The organism is Burkholderia sp. AU4i (assembly GCF_000466765.1).
GTDB lineage: Bacteria > Pseudomonadota > Gammaproteobacteria > Burkholderiales > Burkholderiaceae > Burkholderia > Burkholderia cepacia.
The window spans coordinates 24,946-44,101 of the sequence record NZ_ASSI01000078.1; the positions used below are offsets into that span (position 1 = coordinate 24,946).

The following is a 19,156-nucleotide window of genomic DNA, read 5'->3' on the forward strand; positions in this document are numbered from 1 at the left end:
TTTTCAGACGGGTTGCGGTTGTTCTGTGGCGACGAGCTTCATGCCGAGCTTCTGGGCGCGCTGGGATAACTGCCGAAGAACACGTTCGCGGTAGCGCTCTTCGTAGTAGTCCTGTCCTTGATCGGTGTATTCCTCGCCCTTGGTGAGCATCGCGTGGATGAGCCGCGCGAGCTTGTGGGCAACAGCGGTAATGGCCTTCGGTTTGTCCATACGTGAACACATCCGCCTGAAGTAGGCGCCCAGTGCCGACTGGCTGGTGCGTAAGGCCGTAGCGGCCAGACGAAGGGCCTGGGCCGCGCGGTTAGCGCAGCGTCCGGTCTTGCCACTCATCACTTTGCCTCCGGTTATGCGGGTGCCCGGGCATAGACCAAGCCAGCTCGCGAAGTGGGCCGCCGAGGGAAAGCGTGACATGTCGGCGCCAATCTCCGAGATGACAGCCAGCGCCGTCGTGACATCAATGCCATCAATGCGCGTGAGGTCCACGCCGCACATCCTGAACAACTGCGAGCGCAGGTCAAACTTCGGCGCGTTGCGTGTGCGGCCGCGCCGCTTGCCCTTGGCAGGTTCACCCTCACAAGTTTGCAGCCGCTGCAACTGTTGCTCTATCTCGCGGTCGCACTCGGCCAGTTGCGTACCGATGAAGTCAAACGCGTGTACCGCCTGCCTGAGCGCGAACAGGTGCTCGGCACGCCAGGTGCCTTGCAGGCTCTTCGCTATCTCGTCGACACTGGCGCGGATACGCGCATCCTTCATGCCCGCGAGCGCATGGCCATCGCGCTCGCCAGCCACAATGGCGCGCAAGATCTTCTGGCCCGTCACACCGACTACGTCGGAGATGACGTTGGCGAGCTGCACGTTCATCTGGGTCAGCGCCTTCTGCATATGCTGGACATGGCGCGCCTGGCTGCGCAACAGCATCCCGCGCTGACGCCACAGCGAGCGCAGCACACACACCTGGTCGGCGGGGCGAAATGCCCCGCGCAGCAAACCGTACGTCATGAGCTGCTGGATCCATTGGCAATCCAGCACATCGGACTTGCGCCCCGAGACGTTCCTGACGTGACGGGCATTGATCAGCATAACAGTGAAGCCACGCGACTCCAGCAATTCGAACACGGGGATCCAGTACACGCCCGTCGATTCCATCGCGATGGTGTCGATCCCGCAGGCCTTGAGCCAGTCGGCCATGGCGTTCAGGTCTGCCGTGAAACTGGCAAATTCGCGCACCGGCTCATCGTCCCGATCCGGCGGCACAGCCACAAAGTGGGACGCGTTGCCAATGTCGATGCCGGCGGCATTGGGATGGGTGATCGACAGCGCTGCCGCCCGGGACTTGCTGGGCTTAAGGCTGGGTGCTGGACTGCGTTGGGCCACGGCTTGCTCCATCTTCAGTTGCGGGAAATGGCGCTGCATCGGGTACGTCGTTAGCTCACTCTCTTAAACGGGATATCAGCGCAGCGGCTTACGCCGTCACGCCGATTCACCAATATCGATGACGTCACCCAGGACCACGCTCAAAGACGGGCATTACGCACCATTGCCTCACCGGTCTTCTGCAGCGCCGCATTCCACTTTGCCACACCGAAGCCCCCTTTGTTTCTTCGGCGCGATTTGCGGCAGCAAGCCGATTATTTCGCTCAAAGGGCAAACCGGCGATGCGCTGCACGCCGTGCTGTGCGCCACGGGCTACAACCTGCGCTGGCTGTTGCGGGCGATTGTTCGCTTGGGTCTGGGGCCCATCTTTTTTATCCTCGCCTGGCTGCATTGGATCGTCAATGTCCCGTTGCATCCGCCGCTTGCGCACCGGGCGCTTCCGGCGGCCTAACCTTCCCGCTCCCACAAAATGCCCAATCGGCGTCGCGCGTCAAGCAAACTGAATTTTGCAGGGCCGACTATCTAGACTGACGTGTCCAAGCCAACCGCGAATGACATTGACCTCAACACCGGATTCGAGCAGGTGGACCGCCGCGGTGTGCCGAAACAGGTGCGGAGTTACTCGTCGAGGCTGCGGGCTTCCTGTGTCCCACGTTGCGCCATGTCGTCGAACAATCTTGTAGATGCCGAAGCGCGTCAGGGGACGGTTTTGTACCGCGCAGAAAACATAGCCGTTTGGCAATGTGTGCTGCTCCGCAAGCAGTTGTTGAAGTTGCTTCACTGTCTCTTCCCAGAGTGGGCAGACGCGCCACTTATCGCCTTTGCCGTGCAAGTGGACCTTGGCTGGCGCGACGAAATCGAGATGCTCCATCCGAAGATCGGCGACCTCTTGCACCCGGTGTGAACTTTCGTCGTTAAGGAGCCAAACCGTTTCCGGCATAAAGGCGCCAGGGACTTTTCGGCGTTTAGGCGCCACAAGTTTTTCGGCATATAGGCGCCAGTAGATTTTCGCCGTAAAGGCGCCACTGGCGTCTGAGTCGGGCGCTCGAACTTCGCCAACCGCTACCCTCCCGGCACGCATTTGCTCGGGAGGATGGCTTGAAGAGGAAGTTCGAGATGTACCAATATCGACAGGTTCTGGTGCGAATGCGCCAGGGTGACTCCGACCGGGATATCGACAGGTCGAAGATCATGGGCCGTAAGAAGCTGGCAGCCGTGCGGGAGATCGCAACCGAACGCGGGTGGCTTTCTCCGGGCAACGCTCTGCCGGATGACGCGCAGCTCGCTACAGCGTTTAGTCGCAAGGAGTTCCTGCCAGCGAGCTGTATCTCGTCGGCCGAACCGTGGCGCGAACAGATTGCCCAGTGGCACGACGCAGGCGTCCCCGGCACGACGATTCACAGCGCGCTGGTGCGCAACCACGGCTACGAGGGAAGCTACTCATCCGTATACAGGCTGCTTCAGCAGTTGAAGGCGGAGCTCACGCCGGATGTACCGATGCGGCTGGAGTTCAAACCTGCCGAGAATCACAAGCTTGTGATTACTCGGCGGGCAGGAAGTCGCCGGTCAAACTGGGCGGGCTCATGCTGACGCAATGCCCGCACGAACCGCTTGACACTGTCGTAGCCGGCTGCGAAGCCAAACCGGTCCACCAGATCCTGGTAGATGGCCATGGCGTTGCGCCGCAATCGCAACTGGGCCTCGATGAATTCCCGGTGTGGCTCGCAAGCCGATACCTGGCTGCTTGCCGGTAGGCAGGGTGGAGGAATTTGCAACTCGGTGCCGGTGGGCACCGTGGGGGAATTTGCCTGCGCCGCGGCGAATTGCTCCTGGTACTTACGGATCGTCTTCCGGTCAACGCCCGTAATCCGGGCGATCTCCCGTTGACGTTTGCCCGCGGCGACGAGCGTGGCGATGGTTGTTTGCAGATGCGGCTTCAAGACATTCTATATGAACGCGCCCCTGCTTGAACAAGCCCTCGTAGTCTCTGACATAACAGGATCGGTTGCAGCTCTATATCCGGGCTTATTGCAGCTACCAGGCTGCGGCCCCCTATGAAATCCGCTGACCCGCGCCTCATTCACTCCACGAGCTCAAGGCTCTTCACGTCTTTCAGGCTTGGCGGGCCACGGTCCTACCTGTTTGTCATCACCTACGATTGCCTGTGCAACCTTCGAAGCTCGTATTGCGTCAACTCCAAGCTCTGCTGTATGACGATAGTGCCTTACATTGGTCTTGCGCTCAGATAGTGCTTTTGGTACGGCCTGTTATGGGCTAATAGCGCCCAGATCGTACGCGCCATCTTGTTCGCCAGCGCGACAGTTACAACGTTCGGTGGTCGGCGTTTGCAGAGCTGATTAATCCACGGTCCCGGTTCCTTTGCATGGGTCAGTACACTGCGCGCGCCGTGAATCAGCAATTTGCGCAGATAAGCGTCCCCCATCTTGCTGATGCCGTGCAAATGGACCTTCCCACCCGAACCGGTTTGCCTGGGCACGAGACCTGCCCACGCGGCAAATTCGCGTCCGGATCGAAACGCTTTGGGATCGCCAATCATCGCGACCGCCGCCGTTGCCGTTAGCAGGCCGACGCCAGGAATCTCGCTGATCGCCTTCACCGCCGGGTCGTCCTTCTTCCACTCGCGCATGCGCCGTTCGATTCTGGCTATCTGCTCGTCGAGTGCCACCAGTCCATTCCACTGTTCCCGCATCGTATCAATGAGCACACTCGGCAGTCGTTCTGCCACCCGGGCGAGCACTTCGGGAATCGCCTTATCTAGCGCGGTACGTCCAATGGCCATCACCTCGCCATATTCGGCCAACAGGCCACGCAATGCGTTGATCTGCATCGTGCGAAACTTGACAAGCTGTTCGCGCATCCGGTGCAGTGCCAGCATAGCCTGCTGCATTTCTGATTTGATCGCTACCGGTTTGCTCGGCTGCTGCACCGCCAGCCAGATCGCCCGGGCATCTGCAGCATCGTTTTTACTGCGAATGTTGAACGCCTTAACAAACTCCGGAGGCATCAGCTTTACCTGATGACCCATCTTCGTGAGCCGACGGGCCCAGTGATGCGCGCCGCCACACGCTTCCATCCCGATAAGACAAGGAGTGAACCGCCCCGGATTTTGTAGAGGCTCCAACTCTTGAGAGTGATTCATCGGGTTTTGCCCGACCCCGAAGGATGAAGCGCACGACTGCTGGCATGCGGATCTGGGAAGGGATACGATTAGAAGGCAGCGGTGGTCGAGGTCGGCCCATTATCTGGTGCACTGAGCCCGTTTGAGAGTTGGACCCGCAACCCTGCGAGCACCCCGAATTGTGACCGAGGGCATATGTCGCCCTGCCGGAGCACGCTTACCAGAATCCGATAACGAGGGTTGTCGCCGCTGCCATTCTCTATCTTGCAGGAGGGCAGCATGCAGGTACTCTATCCGCGCTGTGCCGGGCTGGACATACATAAGGACATCATCGTCGCCTGCGTCCGTTGTGTGTCCACGCCAGAGCACCGTGAAGTGCAGAGCTTTTGCAGTACCACTAAGGGGTTGCTGGCGCTGTCGGACTGGCTGGCCGTCCATGGCTGTTCCCACGTGGCCATGGAAGCCACCGGCGTTTACTGGAAACCAGTGTGGCACGTTCTCGAGGGCGCCTTCGAACTCGTTCTAGGCAACGCTGCGCATATCCGGAACGTGCCTGGCCGTAAAACCGATGTGAACGACGCGACGTGGATCGCAGACCTACTCGCACACGGGCTGATCCGCTCCAGCTTCGTCCCGCCGGCGGCGATCCAAGAGTTACGTGATCTGACACGCACACGCAAACAACTGACGCGCGAGATCGCTCAGCATTGTCTACGTGTCCAGAAGGTGCTCGAGGATGCCAATCTCAAACTGGGCAGTGTCCTTTCTGACGTACTTGGCGGTAGCGGGCGCGCGATTCTGAAGGCCATCATCTCGGGCGAGAATGATCCGGTGCTGCTCGCGGCACTGGCGCAAGGTCACGCGCGCAAGAAGACGAGTGAACTACGCGAGGCACTGTGCGGGCGCATAACCTCCCATCACCGTACAATGCTCGCGCTCCATTTGCAGCTCATCGATGCCCTTGAGCACGCGCTGACTGAACTGGATGCCGCAGTGGGACTCGCTCTGACGCCAATCCGCCAGCATGTTCAACTGCTAAGAACCATTCCCGGCGTCGGTGACCTGACCGCTCGGGTCCTGGTGGCCGAGATTGGGGTCGACATGACGCGCTTTCCCGATTCCGCTCACCTCATATCGTGGGCCGGACTCTGTCCCCGCAATGATGAGAGCGCCGGTAAGCGCCGCAGTACGCGCGTCCGCAAGAGCGGCACATGGCTCAAGACGGCACTCGTGACTGCCGCATGGGCTGCAGTACGTACGAAGAACAGCTACCTGTTCGCCCAGTTCGCTCGCATCAAGGCGCGGCGCGGTTCAAAGAAGGCAATCATCGCAGTGGCTGCGTCGATGCTCACCGCAGCGTGGCATATGCTTCGCAATGGCGTGGAATATGCAGATCTCGGCGCAGACTATTTCACCCGACACGACATGCAGAGCACCGTTAAGCGGTTGCTAAAACGCCTCACGGATCTTGGATATCCGGTGCAGCCAGCTTCTCCGTTATAAGGGCTTCTTACCAGAATGGAGCCATGAACAAGAAGGTAACCAAGTTTTCCCCGGAAGTCCGGGAGCGCGCAGTGCGTCTGGTGCGCGAGCAGCGTAGCGAACATCCATCGATGTGGGCGGCGGTCGAATCGATAGCGCCGATGATCGGCTGCACACCGCAGACACTGCATGAGTGGGTCAAGCGCGACCAGGTCGACCACGGTGAGCGCGATGGCGTGACCACAGACGAGCGCGAGCGCCTCAAGGCCCTGGAGCACGAAGTCAACGAGTTGCGTCGTGCCAACGAGATTCTCAAGGTCGCGAGCGCGTTTTTCGCCCAGGCGGAGCTCGACCGCCGTTTCAAGTCCTACACCAGTATTGACGATTGCTCCAGAAACTGCGCGTTTCTGGAACAAGCTGGCGTTCAGATTGTGAGGTCTTTATATGCTCGCCATTCCCGGGGGCTTACACCAAACCGCTTCGAAAAAATGCGGCTGAAATGCGCTGGATCCTTGAAGCCGCATTGATATGCAACGCTCGCGATCTGATAACGGCCGTATCGGGGATCACGCAGCCGTTCGGCGCTCATGTCGAGGCGCTTGCGTTGGAGAATCTTGGAGAACCGATCTCCATGCTGGGCGAGCACCCGATAGAGATAGCGCTCGGAAATCCGTAGAGCCCGCGCACACTCCGCAGGGGCCAGCGTCGCATCGTACAGGTGCGCGTCGATGTAGTCGTGAATTTGCCGCCAGCGTACGCCTTCGGGACGGGGCGCCGCCCCGGTCGTACCCGCGTAGAACTGCAGGCAGGCCGCACCCAGCATCAGGACGAAGGATTGCTCGAGCGCGGCGACAGCGGCCAGTTGACAATCAGCCAGGCCGGTCTCCATCTGCAGAACAAGCTGATTAACGGCCAATGTGAGTGCGTGCGTCCTCGGGGCCAAAACCGGACTGCGTAGCGTTGCGGCAAAGTAGCCCTGCCAGCGCGATATAGGTACGCGAATCGCAATAAGGTGAACGCTTGAGCCGGAGAATTCGACGCTTGACGGCTCGTGCGCGTTTCGGAAGGTCACGTCACCGGTCCGAAATAGAAGCCGGTTACTTCCTTGTACCAGCTCTCCCGCCCCATCTTTCACGATATTGACCAATACCTCTTGCTCTTGACTTCGGGCTACATGCTCGGAGCGATGGACGACCTTGAGGGCCGGCATCCGAAGATCGGCGATGACACCGCCGCCAAGAAGACGCGCTGTGGTTGCGACACCTGGTCGCTGAGCGCGCCCCTCGATGGTGAGATCACCTGGTTGCATGATGTCGCTCAGGAGCGAGTTCCACTCGCCGTCGGCAGCAGGTACGCAAAAAACCTTTTGCGGCCACGAGGATACGGCGCTCGGTGCGCCATCTGCTACGTCGCGGTTCATTGGTAGTCAAAAAATTGGTTCGGCAACAAACAAGTCGAGCACCCGACAGGCTTCTATTATGCTTCCGGCGCCGCGGACAGTGCGCTACGGATTAAAAACTTAAACTGGAGTCTCTCTTGAACTCGTTACCGCTTACCACTGAGAACTTCAACCGCGAAGGGGGCTTTTCCGCTTCCACTCGTTCCTTGCTCGTGTTACGCGAGCAATTGATTATCGATCATCCTGTGAATTCACGCATTCGATCGGATACGGTCGCGTTGTTTGAATTCTTTGAGCTGTACGCGTATTTTGTCTACGATTTTGCAGCATACGTGAGCGCGCTATTCGCCAGCGTTTCCGATCTCGAATCCAAAAAGCATATTTACGATAATCTGCTCGACGAAATCGGCATTCAACCGTGTGGGACCGCGCGATGGGAGCGTCATCACGGTGAACTCTATCGCCGCTTTCTGGAATCCCTGCGGCGCACGCAATCCTATCGCGATGCGATCGACGTGAACCGCATGAACGAGCTTGATGCTCTGTCACGCGGCATCTCGCGACGCTTCTACGACGGACACCAACGTGTCCTGAGGGCAGGGGACGATTGCGTGGCGCTGGCAGCTTTTTCTTCCATCGAAGGCTGGGTCAGCCGGCAGTATGCAATCTGGCGTGACGTGCTCGGTCGCGCCGGAGAGGAGATGCGTTTCCTGGATATGCGGACGATCGATCTGCATTGCGAATGCGACGTCGAGCATAGTCGAGTGCTCGACGAAATTCTCACCCGTTTCGTTGGGGCAGGAGAAACGACGGTGTCCCTGCACGCTGTAAATTCGGGACTGTTGCGTGGCATCGAATTGTCCGTTGATTTGTTCGATGACATTCAACACGCGCTGAGTCAGCCAGCGCAGATGCGCTAAGAGGTGCGAGGTGTCAATCTGGAAGACGTTTGGATGTCTTGTTCCTTTTCAGTTGATGTTCGGGATGGTATACGCATGGGGTGGGATCGCACCGGTTGTTTATCGGGAAACCGGCTGGTCGATCGCGTCTCTCGACCTCATGTTTTCCCTGACGCCGCTAACCCTCTTTCCTGCCATTCTGGCCGGCGGGTGGCTCATCGGACATTACCCGCCCGAACGAGTGCTAATGGGGGCATGCGTCTGTTTTGCGGCAGGCACGCTCGCCGGGCTGAGCAGCGACTCGCCGTGGACCTTCTCTCTTTGTTACGCCTGTCTGGCATTGGGCGTGGGGGGCGGCCTATCCACGCCAGCAAGCATCCAGCTGGTGAATCGCGTCGCATCGCGTGCGCACGGTCGGTTCTCTGGTGCTCTGCTCGCCGTCTATTGTCTTTCGGCAACGATCAATGTTCCGCTTTTCCTGTGCCTCGCCCGGCACGAATCATGGCGCGTCGCGCTCGGCATCCTGGCCACGGCCTGGTGCATCCTGGGCGTTCTGGCACTCGTCGCGCTTCCGCGTTCTCCCCGGCAGACAAAGCTGGCGGCGAATGTCGAAGCCGTAGTAGTCAGCGACGCTGGCCTGGGCACGGTGACAGGGAATATTGTCCTGCTGTTCGCCTGTGTGCCTTTCGGTTCGGCGGCGTTCGCGGAAATCGGACGCCTCGCGAGTACGCACGGCTCAGAAACTTGGCTCGGCGTTGTCGGCACGGCAGCGATTTCCATCACAAACAGCATTGGACGGCTCGCTGGCGGTGCGCTCTCCGACTTTCTTTCCCCTGGTGCCACGTGGTGCGTTGTGCTGGGTTTCGCCATGAGCGGTTATTTGGCCATCGTTGCGGAAACGTCACTGGGAAGTCCCTCGCTGTTTATGCTGTTCGCCGCGCTGACGGGACTGGCGTTCGGATCGGTTGCCGGCAAGCTTCCAGCGCTGGCAGCGAGTACCGCTCCTACGCGACCTGCCAGAGCTTTCAGCATCTATTTCGGGGCTTTCGCATTAGCGAGCTTTGCCGGACCGCTCGTGAGCGCTACCATCGGTATATCCGCCACACTGACGCTGTTCGGATGTGCGACGGTAGCAGCTTTCACCGTGACCGTTGTCCGCACAGGTCTGTCGCGGAGGTCGGTGCCCGGACTGCGTCTTGGTTCTGGTGCCGATGACCACCCGGCATAGTGCGGAGCCAGCAAGTTTGGTCGAGTGCTCGCGATCGCCTTACTTGTGCCGAAATGCACGTGTACAGAGCATCATGACGCACGCCGTCGCTATTAGCGCCACGCTGAAGTCGCGCCATGACGCCGCGATATCTTCGTGCGCAACAAAAAGTCCAAAGACAGCGACGCCGAACGCGCCGGCAATCTGGCGTGAGAAGTTGACGACCGCAGAAATCATGCCGCCGCGCTCGGGTCCGATCGTCTGTAATGCCGTTGCGGTGATCATCGGCGTGATCAAACCGACACCTGACGAAATGAGCGTGAAGGCGGGCAGCATCAGCCAGTAAGCGTGCCGCATGGGCGGTAATGCGAGCAAGATGGTTCCTGGAATCAGGAGTCCGAAACCGAACAGAATCGAACGTCTAGGGCCTCCGTTTTGGCTCAACTTTCCGCTTACGATATTGGCGCCGATCAATGGCAGCGTGATGGGGATAAACGCAAGGCCGGCCTGTAGTGAGCTCATTCTGAGTGCATCACGGAAATAGAGGCTGGCGAAAAACACTACACCGAAATATAGAAAGTTGACGATCACGCCGACCACAAGTGCGCGTTGTAGCCCCCGATCGACAAACAGGCTCAGTGGTATGGCTGGATTATCGATGCGCCATTCAATGCTCACAAATAATGCAAGGCCGATGACGGTCGCAAGACCAAGCCCTGCAACGGCGAAATGCGAAAGTCTTGTGAAGTTAATGATGAGCATGAGCAGCGCCGTAGAAGCGACAAGAAGCAGCATTTGCCCACCCCAGTCGCTCATGCGCGCCGTAGACTTTGGAGGTACTTTGACATACCGCAGCGTCAATATGATACCAGCGAGACAAACCGGCAGATTGATGAGAAAGATGTACCGCCAACTAGCGAATGCCGTGATGAGTCCACCGATGATCGGACCACTCGTCAACGCAGCACCGCCGAATGACATCCAGACCGAGAGCAGCGTGAGCCGGAGCGCGTTGTGGCTGGAAAATGACCAGTTAATGACGGCCAGCGAATTCGGCACGATGATCGCGGCACCAATGCCCTGAACGAAGCGAGCGCCGAGCATGAAAGTGATGCTGGGTGCGCAGCCGCACGCAAGCGAGCCAACGAAGAACAGTGCATAACCTATGATGAGAAATCGCTTGCTTCCGTATCGATCACCGAGTACGCCAGACGAGAGCAGGAAGACAGAAAACGCGAGAGTGTAGGCGTTTACGATCCATTGAAGCATCGAAACATCTGCGTGGTAGTACGCTTGCATAGCCGGCAGGCTGAGATTGACGATCGACACGTCCAACTGGACGACGAAATACCCAATCGATGCCGCGGCCATGAGTAGTGCCGTTTTCCAGACGTGCACAGGTGGCGCTCTGTCTGCGATTGATTTGGCGAGAGTGGTGGATTCAAGCATGGGAATGGTAGGGTGCGGGGCTATTTGTGTGGGCGTTGCATGTCTGGCCAGAGGGCGAACGCCGGTAGTCGGCAGTTTGCCCCTGGCGGTTGCAGCAGGATCACCCGTGCACTATGCGCGGGCGTCCTTCGATGAAGTGGGCGTGATGGTCCTGAAGAGAGCGGACATTGACGGTCTTCATCAGCCAGCGTTCTTTCAGGGCTTTCTCGTCGCGAATGGTACCCACATCCTTATTGTGCAAGCAATCGTTGTTCGCCGAACCGATCAGATCGCCTGGCTGGATCAGAACGCGCTTCTTGAGGCGATGCAACACGTCGACGAGCCGAGCGACGGCGAGTTTTGCTGCCGGTGTTTGACCTTCCGTACGGTTTTCGAAGAAACGGAAGTCCGTCGGCGTCGCGCCACCGAGTATCGGGTGCATGTCGGCGTTGCCGAGTTGCACCGCGCTTTTGTACATCGTGAGATCGTCAAAGGGGGTATAGAACTCGGGGCGCCGCAACACTGCCTGCGTCTGCGAGTCGAGCTCGTTCAGCAGATCCTTGTTGCGGACAAACGAGGTATACACTTCGTTTTCAGTCGACGATCTCAATCCGAGAATGTTCACCCAATCCGGGCGAACGAAATGGTTGGCAAGATCCTTGTGGAAGAAGATCGGCTTGAGTGCCTTTTGCGATTGACTTGCCACCAGGTCACGCTTGGGGTGAATGTCCTGGAAGATATCGCCGTCGTTCACGTTCGCATAGCCGATCGGCTCCTGCCACATTAATTTCGCATATAGAAGAAGGAAGCCTTCGGCAACGTACGTGACCTTCCGGTTGCGCTTGTCGATGACCGGCTCGTCGAAATCTAGGAACGGTAGCGAAGTGTCAATCGGACAGTTGCGAAGAAATACATAAGGGTCTTCGAACATGTCCGCTTCGCGCTTGCTTTCACAAAAGTCCGTGAATGAATGTGGTACAGCACCTCGCTCGATAAGAGCATTGATATGTGCCTCGAATTCGCCGTATTTCATGTAGGGATTCGTTGTGATGGCACTCAGCGCGCTTGTCAGCGCAGCCCGGTCAGCGCTGGAAAACTGGTAGTCGATGGGTAGTTCGACCATGATTGTCCTCACTATGCTTGTGTTGGATACCGGATTAACCGAACGGCGTCGTGAACCCATGGCGACGAGACAGATTCGTCCCCGGCGCGCAGCAGGGTGCCGTGCCCAATTCTGTCGGGCACGGTTACTGGAGGCGGGGTTGGGTATTCCGGATCGCCGGGGTGACCGGTCACGTACTAGGGCAGATTGCGTCTAACAGCCAACTTCATGGGTGGCAAAGCTGGCCATGTTTCTGCTGCGATCGCTGGATCGGCGAGTGTCGAGAACGTTTTCTCGGGTTCAATGTGCGGCGGGGTTTGTCGCACATCAGTTTTCATCATATCCAGTTGGATTTAACGGACTTGGATCGCTGGGAACTGATTTCTTGACTGTCAGTGAACGGCGATGAGGCAACACTCAGGCATCCGACTGTGCCCATACCCGTGAGGTGCTCACGTCACTGGATCTGATGGGGGAACCGTTCGAGTGGACGGAGGGCGCACGCAGCTTGAGGACATCAAGCTGCGTGTCGGCCGCGGCCGCGACCGCGACCGGCATAAGCTTCGTCGTCGAGGAAAAACCGCCTTTCATCCAGAGCCTACGTCGCGTCCTGAACACCCAGGTATCCCTGTGCGTCACCTCGTGACGAAGCCCTGTTGAGCGCAAGGAAGTCTGGATTGAAGACGGGAATCGTGGGCGGGGCATGAAGCAATGTGTAGCGACGGCCACTCGCTATCTCTCGTGGTCGAAGCGGCCACAGTAATAAGCCGGTCAGGTCGAGAAGGTTATCCACAGCCGGCTGTGGCTAACATCTGTACATCATTTGGATTGACTGTGCACGGAATCTGAATAACGTGTCGTTTGTGCTGCGCGCTATAAAGTTATCCTTGGCTTATGTTCGATGTTCTAGAAGAATCCTCAGGCTTCTAAGTTTTACAGGGCTTTGATTCACAGGGACTATTGGCGGTTGTCCACACAATCGCGATAGCCTTGTTAACTGCTACTACGTTTACTGCCATGATATAAAAACTGTAAACAACAGCGTGACCATTCGGATTCGCACTGCACGATGCCCTTGGCGATCTGGTGTTTGGGCAGCATCGCGACTTGACCCGTCTGTTCGACAACTTTTTCCGCAGCGTCCACCCGCGCAGCTGCTTCGGGTCATCGTTCCGCCTGCTGAACAGGGGACGGAGCGAAGGCGATTGGGAGATTCGAGTCGTGGGCGAACTAGCCGAACCGGAGCAGAAGGGCATTGATGTGTCGTTCGACCACGACGGCGTTGTCACTTGCGGCGAATAGAACGGAACGTCGACGGACGCCGTCTGCAGCGCGCGTTGGCTGGGCCCGTTCCAGAGTCTGGTGCAAGTGGGCCCGGATGTCCGACCCGAGACGGCCACGGTCAGCTTCCACAATGGTCTGCTCATCGGACCGCAAGCTCAGGTTCTGAATAAATATAAAAGCGGGACTAACGATGTGGGAGGTCCCGCGCCAAGGATCCCGCTGTAAGTACTAGCGGGTCCGCGCGCTACGGATCATCGCCGCCAGGATATATCCGGCAATTCGCGGATTCTCCTTAATGCGCCGGGTGCTGTAGCCATACCAGTCATGACCGTATGGTACGTAGACCCGGACATTAAATCCCTGCGCAAGCAGAGTGTCACGCAGCGGTTCGCATACCCCTAGCAACATCTGGAATTCGAATCGCGAGCGCTCAATCCGCTCACGCTGCAGCCAGTTGATCAGCGTATCGATCAATTGTGCGTCGTGCGTTGCGATGCCCACGAATGATCCCGCCTGTATTGCTGTCGATACGTGCCGAACGAAGTGCGCATTGATCGCGGTCCGATCCCTCGATGCACCATCGACGAGGTGTTCGTTTGCCTCGGCGTAAATCCCCTTGCAAATGCGCATTCGGCTTTTGCGCGCACGCAGAGGAACGATGTCGCCGCTCGTGCGCGTCAAATATGCCTGCAGCGCGATTCCGACTGGATAACCGTCGGCTTCGAGTCTCAGGAACGCGTCGAGCGTTTTCTGGGTGCAACTGATGTCTTCCATGTCGATGCACGCGCTGATTCCGTGCGACGCGGCCGCTCTCAAGATCATTGAGACTCGCGCCATGCACGCATCTTTGTCGAGATGCAGTCCGAGGGCAGTCAATTTTATCGACAGCTCGGTGGGTTTATTTTCTGCACCGAGCGCCTGGACGAGATTGAGGTAATCGCGAGCCATCGACTCCGCCTGATCGGACGAGGACGCAGTCTCGCCCAGCACATCGACAGTCGTACGGAAGCCTGCTTCGTGAAGCGTGTGGATGCGCGTGCGAGCTGCGCAGAGTGTTTCGCCAGCGATATAGCGACGGGAGATCTTACGGATTATCGAACGGGGTACGAGCGGGATGGCTCGAGCAGCCATCGTATTGAAAATACGCATGTTGTGTGTGGTCTCATGAAAACGCGGTCACACGAATCTGGCGGCGAAAAGTCGATTCGAGCGATTTCACCGGACTGCTTTTCACGACAGGTCCGGGACGAACGCCAAAGTGGATGCAATCACTGCATCGACACAGGCTTTCAGTGCGTTTTCGACGGAGGCCAGGCAGCTGCGTACATTATTCGAGGGGAGACGCTTTCAGTTAGGGGTAGATCAAAGCCCGCTTTCATTATGTCAGTCAGGCTTCGCGAAGCGTAGCACGAACGAGCGGTGCTCATAAGCCGATGCGCGTTGCATCGGGGCTGTGATTGGGTCAACGAATGCCTCGTTTAGATAGCGTCAAGCTGGATGGCCGGCAGGCTCTCATCTTGTTTGACGCGCGGCAACGACCGCCAAAGCCGGGTATTGCGCCCAATACATGCGCGTCGGCCGCATCGGTCTTGGCATGCTCGCTGAGGTATTTGCGTAACGCCTTCACGCGCTGACCCTTCACGCGAATGACCTTGATTCCGGCACGCTGCAGCCAGTTCGCCACCGGAAACCATGCCATTCCGGTTGGTTCCATCACTGCAGTGATCGGCGTTTCCGCACTGACGCCGCTCTTAACGGCTGACACGAAACGCCTGAGGTCGGTTGACGTCAAACGAAAGCGGATCGGTTTGCCAATCGCATGTCCATCATCGAAGATCTGCGCGACCTGTACCGCACTGATCGCCAGATCGATGCCGACGGTTCGGTGACGCACCGCTGCATTGCTGATAGAAGCCATGAGTTGTTATTCTCCTTATCGACGAATCAGAGGGCTCGATGCTGGGCAGCACTGCCAGGTGTTTCATTCGTGGCCGCTTGAACTTTGCAGATTCATGCGCCACCATCTCGTTACTCTTGCCTGCGCCAGCCCGAACCCGGCAACCATGGGCTTCACATCGTCGGGACGAACTTTGCGGGCTCTCCCACGTTCTTAAGGTCGCTGGGCTCGGTGCCCGCAGGCAAGGGTACCAGCGAGTGTGCGGGCGGAGTTGAACGGCGAGTCTGGATCGACAGAAGCCCGGCCTCATACTCTTGGCCCTCGGCGTTCGCCCTGCGCCCAGATTCAAATCAAATGCAATTGAATTCGATGGTGCGAAGTCGACCCGCGATCACTTCGTCGAGGCGCCCAGCAGCTCCATCATCGACTTGCCCCTCGGCGTCAACCCCGCACCGCTATAGATACCTGCGTCTTGCCGGTGCCCGGACCACCGACCAGCACCACGTTGTGCGCTGAGCCGATGAACTCGCACCGGTGCAACTGCCGCACCAGCACCTCGCCGGCATCACTGCAGCTGAAGTCGAAGCCACTCAGGTCACGGTAGGCCGGGAAGCGGACCACCTTCATCTGGTAAGCCAGTGAACGTACCTCCCGCTCGGCCAGCTCTGCCTTGAGCAGCCCGGAGAGCACGAGTGACGCGGACTGATACGCGGGCGAGTCCTGTGCGGCCAGTTCCCCCAGCGCGTGCGCCATGCCATGCAGCTTGAGCGATCTGAGCATCTCCATCATGGCGTCAGGCTGCATGGTGGTCCTCCCGGTCGCGCAGACGGTCGTAGCGATCGACATCGGCCCGTGGCTCGATCTGCAGGGCAAATGCCTGCGGTGCCTGCAGCGGTGGAACCGGTGTCCCGTCGAGCAGGCGGCTCAGGATGTTGAGTACGGTCTGCTTGGAGGGCGCACCGGCCTCAAGCGCGAGTTCGACTGCCGTCGGCACGGCCTGCTCATCGTGCAGCAGGACCAGCGCGAGGATCTCGACCATCTCCCGGTCGCCCCCGGGGCGCCTGGGCAGCACGGCCTGCAGCCTGCGGAATCCCTCGGGGAGTTCGGTGAACGGAGCGCCGTTGCGCAGCGCACCGGGTTTGCGTTGCAGGACCGCCAGATAGTGACGCCAGTCATAGACTGGTCCGGCCGCGCTGGTGGCGCCGGTCGATATGCCGGGGGTGTTCCGCAATGACCTGCCCCTCGGCGACGAAGACCAGCCGGCCAGCATAGACCCGCAGGCTGACGGGCCGGTTGGCGAAGGAGGCCGGTTCGCTTCGGTCTTCAGCCAGCCGGACAGCTTCGCCGCAAATCCGTCGAGCTTGCTCGGGCTCTGGCGTTCGGGATAGGCCGGCAGCACCGTATCCGCCCGGATGTAGCGCCTGACGGTATTCCTCGAGATGCCCAGGCGCCGGGCAATCTCGCGCAGCGGAACATGGTCACGAAAATGCCCGCGCCGGATGATGCTCAATATAGCCACGTCGATCACTCCGTTCCCCCGCCCGTTGCCGAGCAGGTCAGTGTTCTACGTGGGTCGTAAGCAATGAAATGAACGCGTCCCACCCGTGAACGTGGGAGAAAAGGAAGGTGGATCCTCACGGGCCAACGGCATTGATGTGCCCAAGGTGGAAAATGCTCGCATTTCCCGGCAACCGGAGGACCCACAGATGAATGCTACGCCAGTTGGAATCGACATTGCGAAAAACGTGTTTCAGGTCCACTACGTTGATCAGGAAACCGGCGAGATCGTGAACAAGCCGATCAAGCGAAGGCAGTTCCTTGATCACTTCGCGAATCGTGCACGATGCCTGATCGGGATGGAAGCGTGTAGCGGTGCCCATCACTGGGCGAGGCGGTTGATACAGATGGGACACGAGGTGAGGCTGATGCCGGCGCAGTTCGTGAAGGCATTCAACATCCGCAACAAGAGCGATGCGGCTGACGCGAAGGCGATCTGGCTGGCGGTACAGCAGCCGAGCAAGGCGGTGGCCGTAAAAACCGAGATGCAACAGGCGGTACTAATGATGCATCGACAGCGCGAGCAACTGGTCAAGTTCCGCACGATGCAGATCAACGGCCTGCGCGGGATGCTCGCTGAGTTCGGCGAGGCCATGGGGAAAGGCCGAGCAGCCATGGCCAAGGAAATTTCTGTTGTGCTCGCAAGTGTCGAAGAGCGTTTACCGAAGGTGCTGATCGATTCTCTGCGTGAGCAGTGGGAGCGGATCGAAAAGATGGACGAAGAGATCGCAGCAATTGAACGTCGGCTGCGCGAATGGAAGAAAGAAGACAAGGCAGTGAAAATGATCGGCGAAATTCCTGGTGTTGGGCTGCTGACGGCAACAGCCGCGGTCGCAATGATTGGTGATCCGAAAGCTTTCCGGTCTGGTCGAGAGTTTGCGGCTTGGGTGGGGTTGGTGCCAAGGCAAACGGGTTCGGGCGGAAAGGTGAACCTGCACGGGATCAGCAAGCGCGGTGACCAGTATCTGCGCAAGATGCTGATCCACGGAGCGCGGGCTGTACTGAGCCGTGCAAAAGAACCCGGAGCTTGGGTAGATCGGATGAAGACCCGCCGACCATCAAACGTAGTGGTGGTCGCGCTGGCGAACAAGATGGCGCGGACGATCTGGGCAATACTGGCCTACGAGCGACCGTATGAAAAGGGTTACATGAGCGTGAAGCCCGTCTAATCGGTGGACGTAGCGTAGAAGATCAACGTTTTACACAGGGTGAACGTCGAAAAGTTGCGTTGGCAATCGTGAGAGATGACAAGACAGGTCGGACCGGGACTCGCTAAACCTGACTGGATCGCCGAGCTCTGAGCTCGCGTAAGCAATGAGGTGCGAGTCAGCGGATTTCATAGGGGCCCGCAGCGGACGTATTCGACTGCAAAAAGGCCGGATATACGACTGCAACCCATCCTGTCGACATCGGTCACACGAAAACCTGGCGCAAACGGGACGCGTTCATATACGATCCATTATCGACGTCTACCCAACAGCACTCTGAGCGAGGAGCATAGGTGTCCACCTATTTTGGAGGTGGACACCTATGGCTGACAAAAACTCAGAGCTGAGAGTAGTTCGGCAGAGCAGTGACGGCCGTCGCCGTTACGATGAAAATGGCAAACGAGCATTGGTCGAGGCGACGTTACGCCCGGGCGTGTCGGTGGCCCGCATGGCGCAAGAGCACGGGATCAACGCCAACCTGCTGCGCAAGTGGATCACGAAATACCTGATGGAGCGCGAGAAAGGCGTCTCGCCGACGCCGCAGGATAACGGCGACGACCTGCCGCCTTCGGGTGATGCGACTGACAGCCTGGCGATCGATCCTCCGAGTTCTCACCAGCTCGTCGTTGCCGCGGCACCACCACCCGCGTTCGTGCCTGTCGTTTCGGTACCGCCTGCGTCCACACCGCCATCCCCGTCGATGACGCTCACGCTGCATGTGCATCTGTCGAACGGTGTCGAACTCGAACTGGGCAAGGCCATCGCGACCATTGATGAACTGACAACCCTGGTTCAGATCCTTGGGAGGATGCCGTGTTCCGGTTCGACGACAATCTGAAGGTGTATTTGCATCGCGATCCTGTCGACTTCCGGTACGGCATGAACAGCCTGTCGATTCTCGTTGAACAGTCGATGCGTCTGAATCCGATGGACTCGTCGCTTTACATCTTCGGAAACCGGCATCGCGACAGGATCAAGATCCTTGGCTGGGACGGTAGCGGTTTCTGGCTTATGACGAAACGATTGGAGGCAAGCCGTTTCATCTGGCCCGACAACAAGGCTGAGGTCGTGACGATGACGACCAACGTGCTGCACGCGCTGCTCGATGGCGATGACATCACCACGATTCGACGACATCCGAAGCGGGAATATCTGCGTGTGAGCTGAACAGGCAGACGGT

Annotated in this window: 16 protein-coding genes and 6 pseudogenes; 10 read left to right on the top strand and 12 right to left on the bottom strand. The window is 58.6% G+C overall.

Annotated elements, in window-relative coordinates:
- Positions 1–3: 3 nt before the first annotated feature.
- Positions 4–1,374, bottom strand: coding sequence for an IS110 family transposase (locus tag L810_RS18540; RefSeq protein WP_081712874.1), 1,371 nt, complete (start codon positions 1,372–1,374; stop codon positions 4–6).
- A 262-nt stretch (positions 1,375–1,636) separates the two neighbouring features.
- On the opposite strand from L810_RS18540, the pseudogene L810_RS49115 reads away from it, so the two are divergent.
- A pseudogene (locus L810_RS49115) lies at positions 1,637–1,825 on the top strand (hypothetical protein); the annotation flags it as partial.
- A gap of 39 nt (positions 1,826–1,864) precedes the next feature.
- Here the strand turns inward: L810_RS49115 and L810_RS49625 are convergent.
- On the bottom strand, positions 1,865–2,455 hold the full coding sequence (locus tag L810_RS49625; protein ID WP_306415702.1) for a tyrosine-type recombinase/integrase: 591 nt from the start codon (positions 2,453–2,455) through the stop codon (positions 1,865–1,867).
- 17 nt (positions 2,456–2,472) lie between these two features.
- Between L810_RS49625 and L810_RS18555 the strand changes: the two genes are divergently transcribed.
- Positions 2,473–2,964, top strand: a complete 492-nt coding sequence (locus tag L810_RS18555; RefSeq protein ID WP_051392280.1) for a hypothetical protein — start codon at positions 2,473–2,475, stop codon at positions 2,962–2,964.
- Here the strand turns inward: L810_RS18555 and L810_RS47310 are convergent.
- Together L810_RS47310 and L810_RS18560 are read right to left on the bottom strand one after the other, a co-directional pair.
- Positions 2,937–3,314 (bottom strand): annotated as a pseudogene (locus tag L810_RS47310) (IS21 family transposase); the annotation flags it as partial. The gene L810_RS18555 and the pseudogene L810_RS47310 sit on opposite strands and share 28 nt — an antisense overlap.
- A 284-nt stretch (positions 3,315–3,598) precedes the next feature.
- Positions 3,599–4,534: an IS110 family transposase gene (locus tag L810_RS18560; protein WP_257008905.1), complete on the bottom strand. Its 936-nt coding sequence runs from the start codon at positions 4,532–4,534 to the stop codon at positions 3,599–3,601.
- 258 nt (positions 4,535–4,792) lie between these two features.
- Between L810_RS18560 and L810_RS18565 the strand changes: the two genes are divergently transcribed.
- Together L810_RS18565 and L810_RS45345 are read left to right on the top strand one after the other, a co-directional pair.
- Positions 4,793–6,016, top strand: a complete 1,224-nt coding sequence (locus L810_RS18565) for an IS110 family transposase (protein ID WP_042975284.1) — start codon at positions 4,793–4,795, stop codon at positions 6,014–6,016.
- Positions 6,017–6,039: 23 nt separating this feature from the next.
- Positions 6,040–6,374 (top strand): annotated as a pseudogene (locus L810_RS45345) (transposase); the annotation flags it as partial.
- A 45-nt stretch (positions 6,375–6,419) separates the two neighbouring features.
- Here the strand turns inward: L810_RS45345 and L810_RS45350 are convergent.
- The gene (locus L810_RS45350) at positions 6,420–7,415 is read right to left on the bottom strand and encodes a helix-turn-helix domain-containing protein (protein WP_081712870.1); all 996 of its coding nucleotides are present in this window, start codon (positions 7,413–7,415) and stop codon (positions 6,420–6,422) included.
- Positions 7,416–7,531: 116 nt separating this feature from the next.
- Between L810_RS45350 and L810_RS18580 the strand changes: the two genes are divergently transcribed.
- Together L810_RS18580 and L810_RS18585 are read left to right on the top strand one after the other, a co-directional pair.
- Positions 7,532–8,314, top strand: a complete 783-nt coding sequence (locus L810_RS18580) for an iron-containing redox enzyme family protein (protein WP_162175292.1) — start codon at positions 7,532–7,534, stop codon at positions 8,312–8,314.
- 10 nt (positions 8,315–8,324) lie between these two features.
- A complete protein-coding gene (locus L810_RS18585) occupies positions 8,325–9,521 on the top strand; it encodes an MFS transporter (protein ID WP_155836297.1) in 1,197 nt (398 codons plus the stop codon).
- Between the two features lie 39 nt (positions 9,522–9,560).
- On the opposite strand, the gene L810_RS18590 is transcribed toward L810_RS18585, so the two are convergent.
- Both L810_RS18590 and L810_RS18595 read right to left on the bottom strand, forming a co-directional pair.
- Complete coding sequence (locus L810_RS18590) at positions 9,561–10,949, bottom strand: MFS transporter (RefSeq protein ID WP_021159817.1); 1,389 nt, start codon at positions 10,947–10,949, stop codon at positions 9,561–9,563.
- A 100-nt stretch (positions 10,950–11,049) separates the two neighbouring features.
- Positions 11,050–12,051 carry a hypothetical protein gene (locus tag L810_RS18595; protein ID WP_042975248.1) on the bottom strand — a complete coding sequence of 334 codons (1,002 nt, stop codon included), beginning with the start codon at positions 12,049–12,051 and terminating at the stop codon, positions 11,050–11,052.
- A gap of 1,086 nt (positions 12,052–13,137) precedes the next feature.
- On the opposite strand from L810_RS18595, the gene L810_RS18605 reads away from it, so the two are divergent.
- Entirely contained in the window at positions 13,138–13,332 is a 195-nt protein-coding gene (locus L810_RS18605; protein WP_155836299.1) for a hypothetical protein, read from the top strand.
- Positions 13,333–13,542: 210 nt separating this feature from the next.
- Here L810_RS18605 and L810_RS18610 read toward each other — a convergent pair whose 3' ends face one another.
- The 5 genes and pseudogenes from L810_RS18610 to L810_RS49120 form a co-directional block, all read right to left on the bottom strand.
- Entirely contained in the window at positions 13,543–14,463 is a 921-nt protein-coding gene (locus tag L810_RS18610) for a proline dehydrogenase family protein (protein ID WP_042975252.1), read from the bottom strand.
- 313 nt (positions 14,464–14,776) lie between these two features.
- Positions 14,777–15,232 (bottom strand): IS110 family transposase, encoded by a 456-nt coding sequence (locus tag L810_RS18615; RefSeq protein WP_021159820.1) that lies wholly within the window; start codon positions 15,230–15,232, stop codon positions 14,777–14,779.
- Between the two features lie 429 nt (positions 15,233–15,661).
- Positions 15,662–16,015: pseudogene (locus L810_RS18620) on the bottom strand (ATP-binding protein); the annotation flags it as partial.
- Positions 16,005–16,527 (bottom strand): annotated as a pseudogene (locus L810_RS18625) (IS21 family transposase); the annotation flags it as partial. The pseudogenes L810_RS18620 and L810_RS18625, both read right to left, overlap by 11 nt.
- A 104-nt stretch (positions 16,528–16,631) precedes the next feature.
- Positions 16,632–16,739 (bottom strand): annotated as a pseudogene (locus L810_RS49120) (winged helix-turn-helix transcriptional regulator); the annotation flags it as partial.
- A 178-nt stretch (positions 16,740–16,917) separates the two neighbouring features.
- Between L810_RS49120 and L810_RS18630 the strand changes: the two are divergent.
- The 3 genes from L810_RS18630 to tnpB all read left to right on the top strand — a co-directional run bounded on the left by L810_RS18630 (position 16,918) and on the right by tnpB (position 19,143).
- Entirely contained in the window at positions 16,918–17,937 is a 1,020-nt protein-coding gene (locus tag L810_RS18630) for an IS110 family transposase (protein ID WP_042975256.1), read from the top strand.
- Positions 17,938–18,298: 361 nt separating this feature from the next.
- Complete coding sequence (locus L810_RS44325) at positions 18,299–18,814, top strand: transposase (RefSeq protein WP_063625737.1); 516 nt, start codon at positions 18,299–18,301, stop codon at positions 18,812–18,814.
- Entirely contained in the window at positions 18,790–19,143 is a 354-nt protein-coding gene (gene tnpB / locus L810_RS18640; RefSeq protein ID WP_021159826.1) for an IS66 family insertion sequence element accessory protein TnpB, read from the top strand. Before L810_RS44325 ends, tnpB begins: the two co-directional genes overlap by 25 nt.
- Positions 19,144–19,156 lie beyond the last annotated feature (13 nt).

What these genes read in the sequence shown, in the direction of transcription:
- L810_RS49625 (WP_306415702.1), bottom strand. Translation starts at nt 2,455, where the DNA reads ATGCGTGCCGGGAGGGTAGCGGTTGGCGAAGTTCGAGCGCCCGACTCA.
- L810_RS18560 (WP_257008905.1), bottom strand. Translation starts at nt 4,534, where the DNA reads ATGAATCACTCTCAAGAGTTGGAGCCTCTACAAAATCCGGGGCGGTTC.
- L810_RS18565 (WP_042975284.1), top strand. Translation starts at nt 4,793, where the DNA reads ATGCAGGTACTCTATCCGCGCTGTGCCGGGCTGGACATACATAAGGAC.
- L810_RS45350 (WP_081712870.1), bottom strand. Translation starts at nt 7,415, where the DNA reads ATGAACCGCGACGTAGCAGATGGCGCACCGAGCGCCGTATCCTCGTGG.
- L810_RS18590 (WP_021159817.1), bottom strand. Translation starts at nt 10,949, where the DNA reads ATGCTTGAATCCACCACTCTCGCCAAATCAATCGCAGACAGAGCGCCA.
- L810_RS18595 (WP_042975248.1), bottom strand. Translation starts at nt 12,051, where the DNA reads ATGGTCGAACTACCCATCGACTACCAGTTTTCCAGCGCTGACCGGGCT.
- L810_RS18610 (WP_042975252.1), bottom strand. Translation starts at nt 14,463, where the DNA reads ATGCGTATTTTCAATACGATGGCTGCTCGAGCCATCCCGCTCGTACCC.
- L810_RS18615 (WP_021159820.1), bottom strand. Translation starts at nt 15,232, where the DNA reads ATGGCTTCTATCAGCAATGCAGCGGTGCGTCACCGAACCGTCGGCATC.
- L810_RS18630 (WP_042975256.1), top strand. Translation starts at nt 16,918, where the DNA reads ATGAATGCTACGCCAGTTGGAATCGACATTGCGAAAAACGTGTTTCAG.
- L810_RS44325 (WP_063625737.1), top strand. Translation starts at nt 18,299, where the DNA reads ATGGCTGACAAAAACTCAGAGCTGAGAGTAGTTCGGCAGAGCAGTGAC.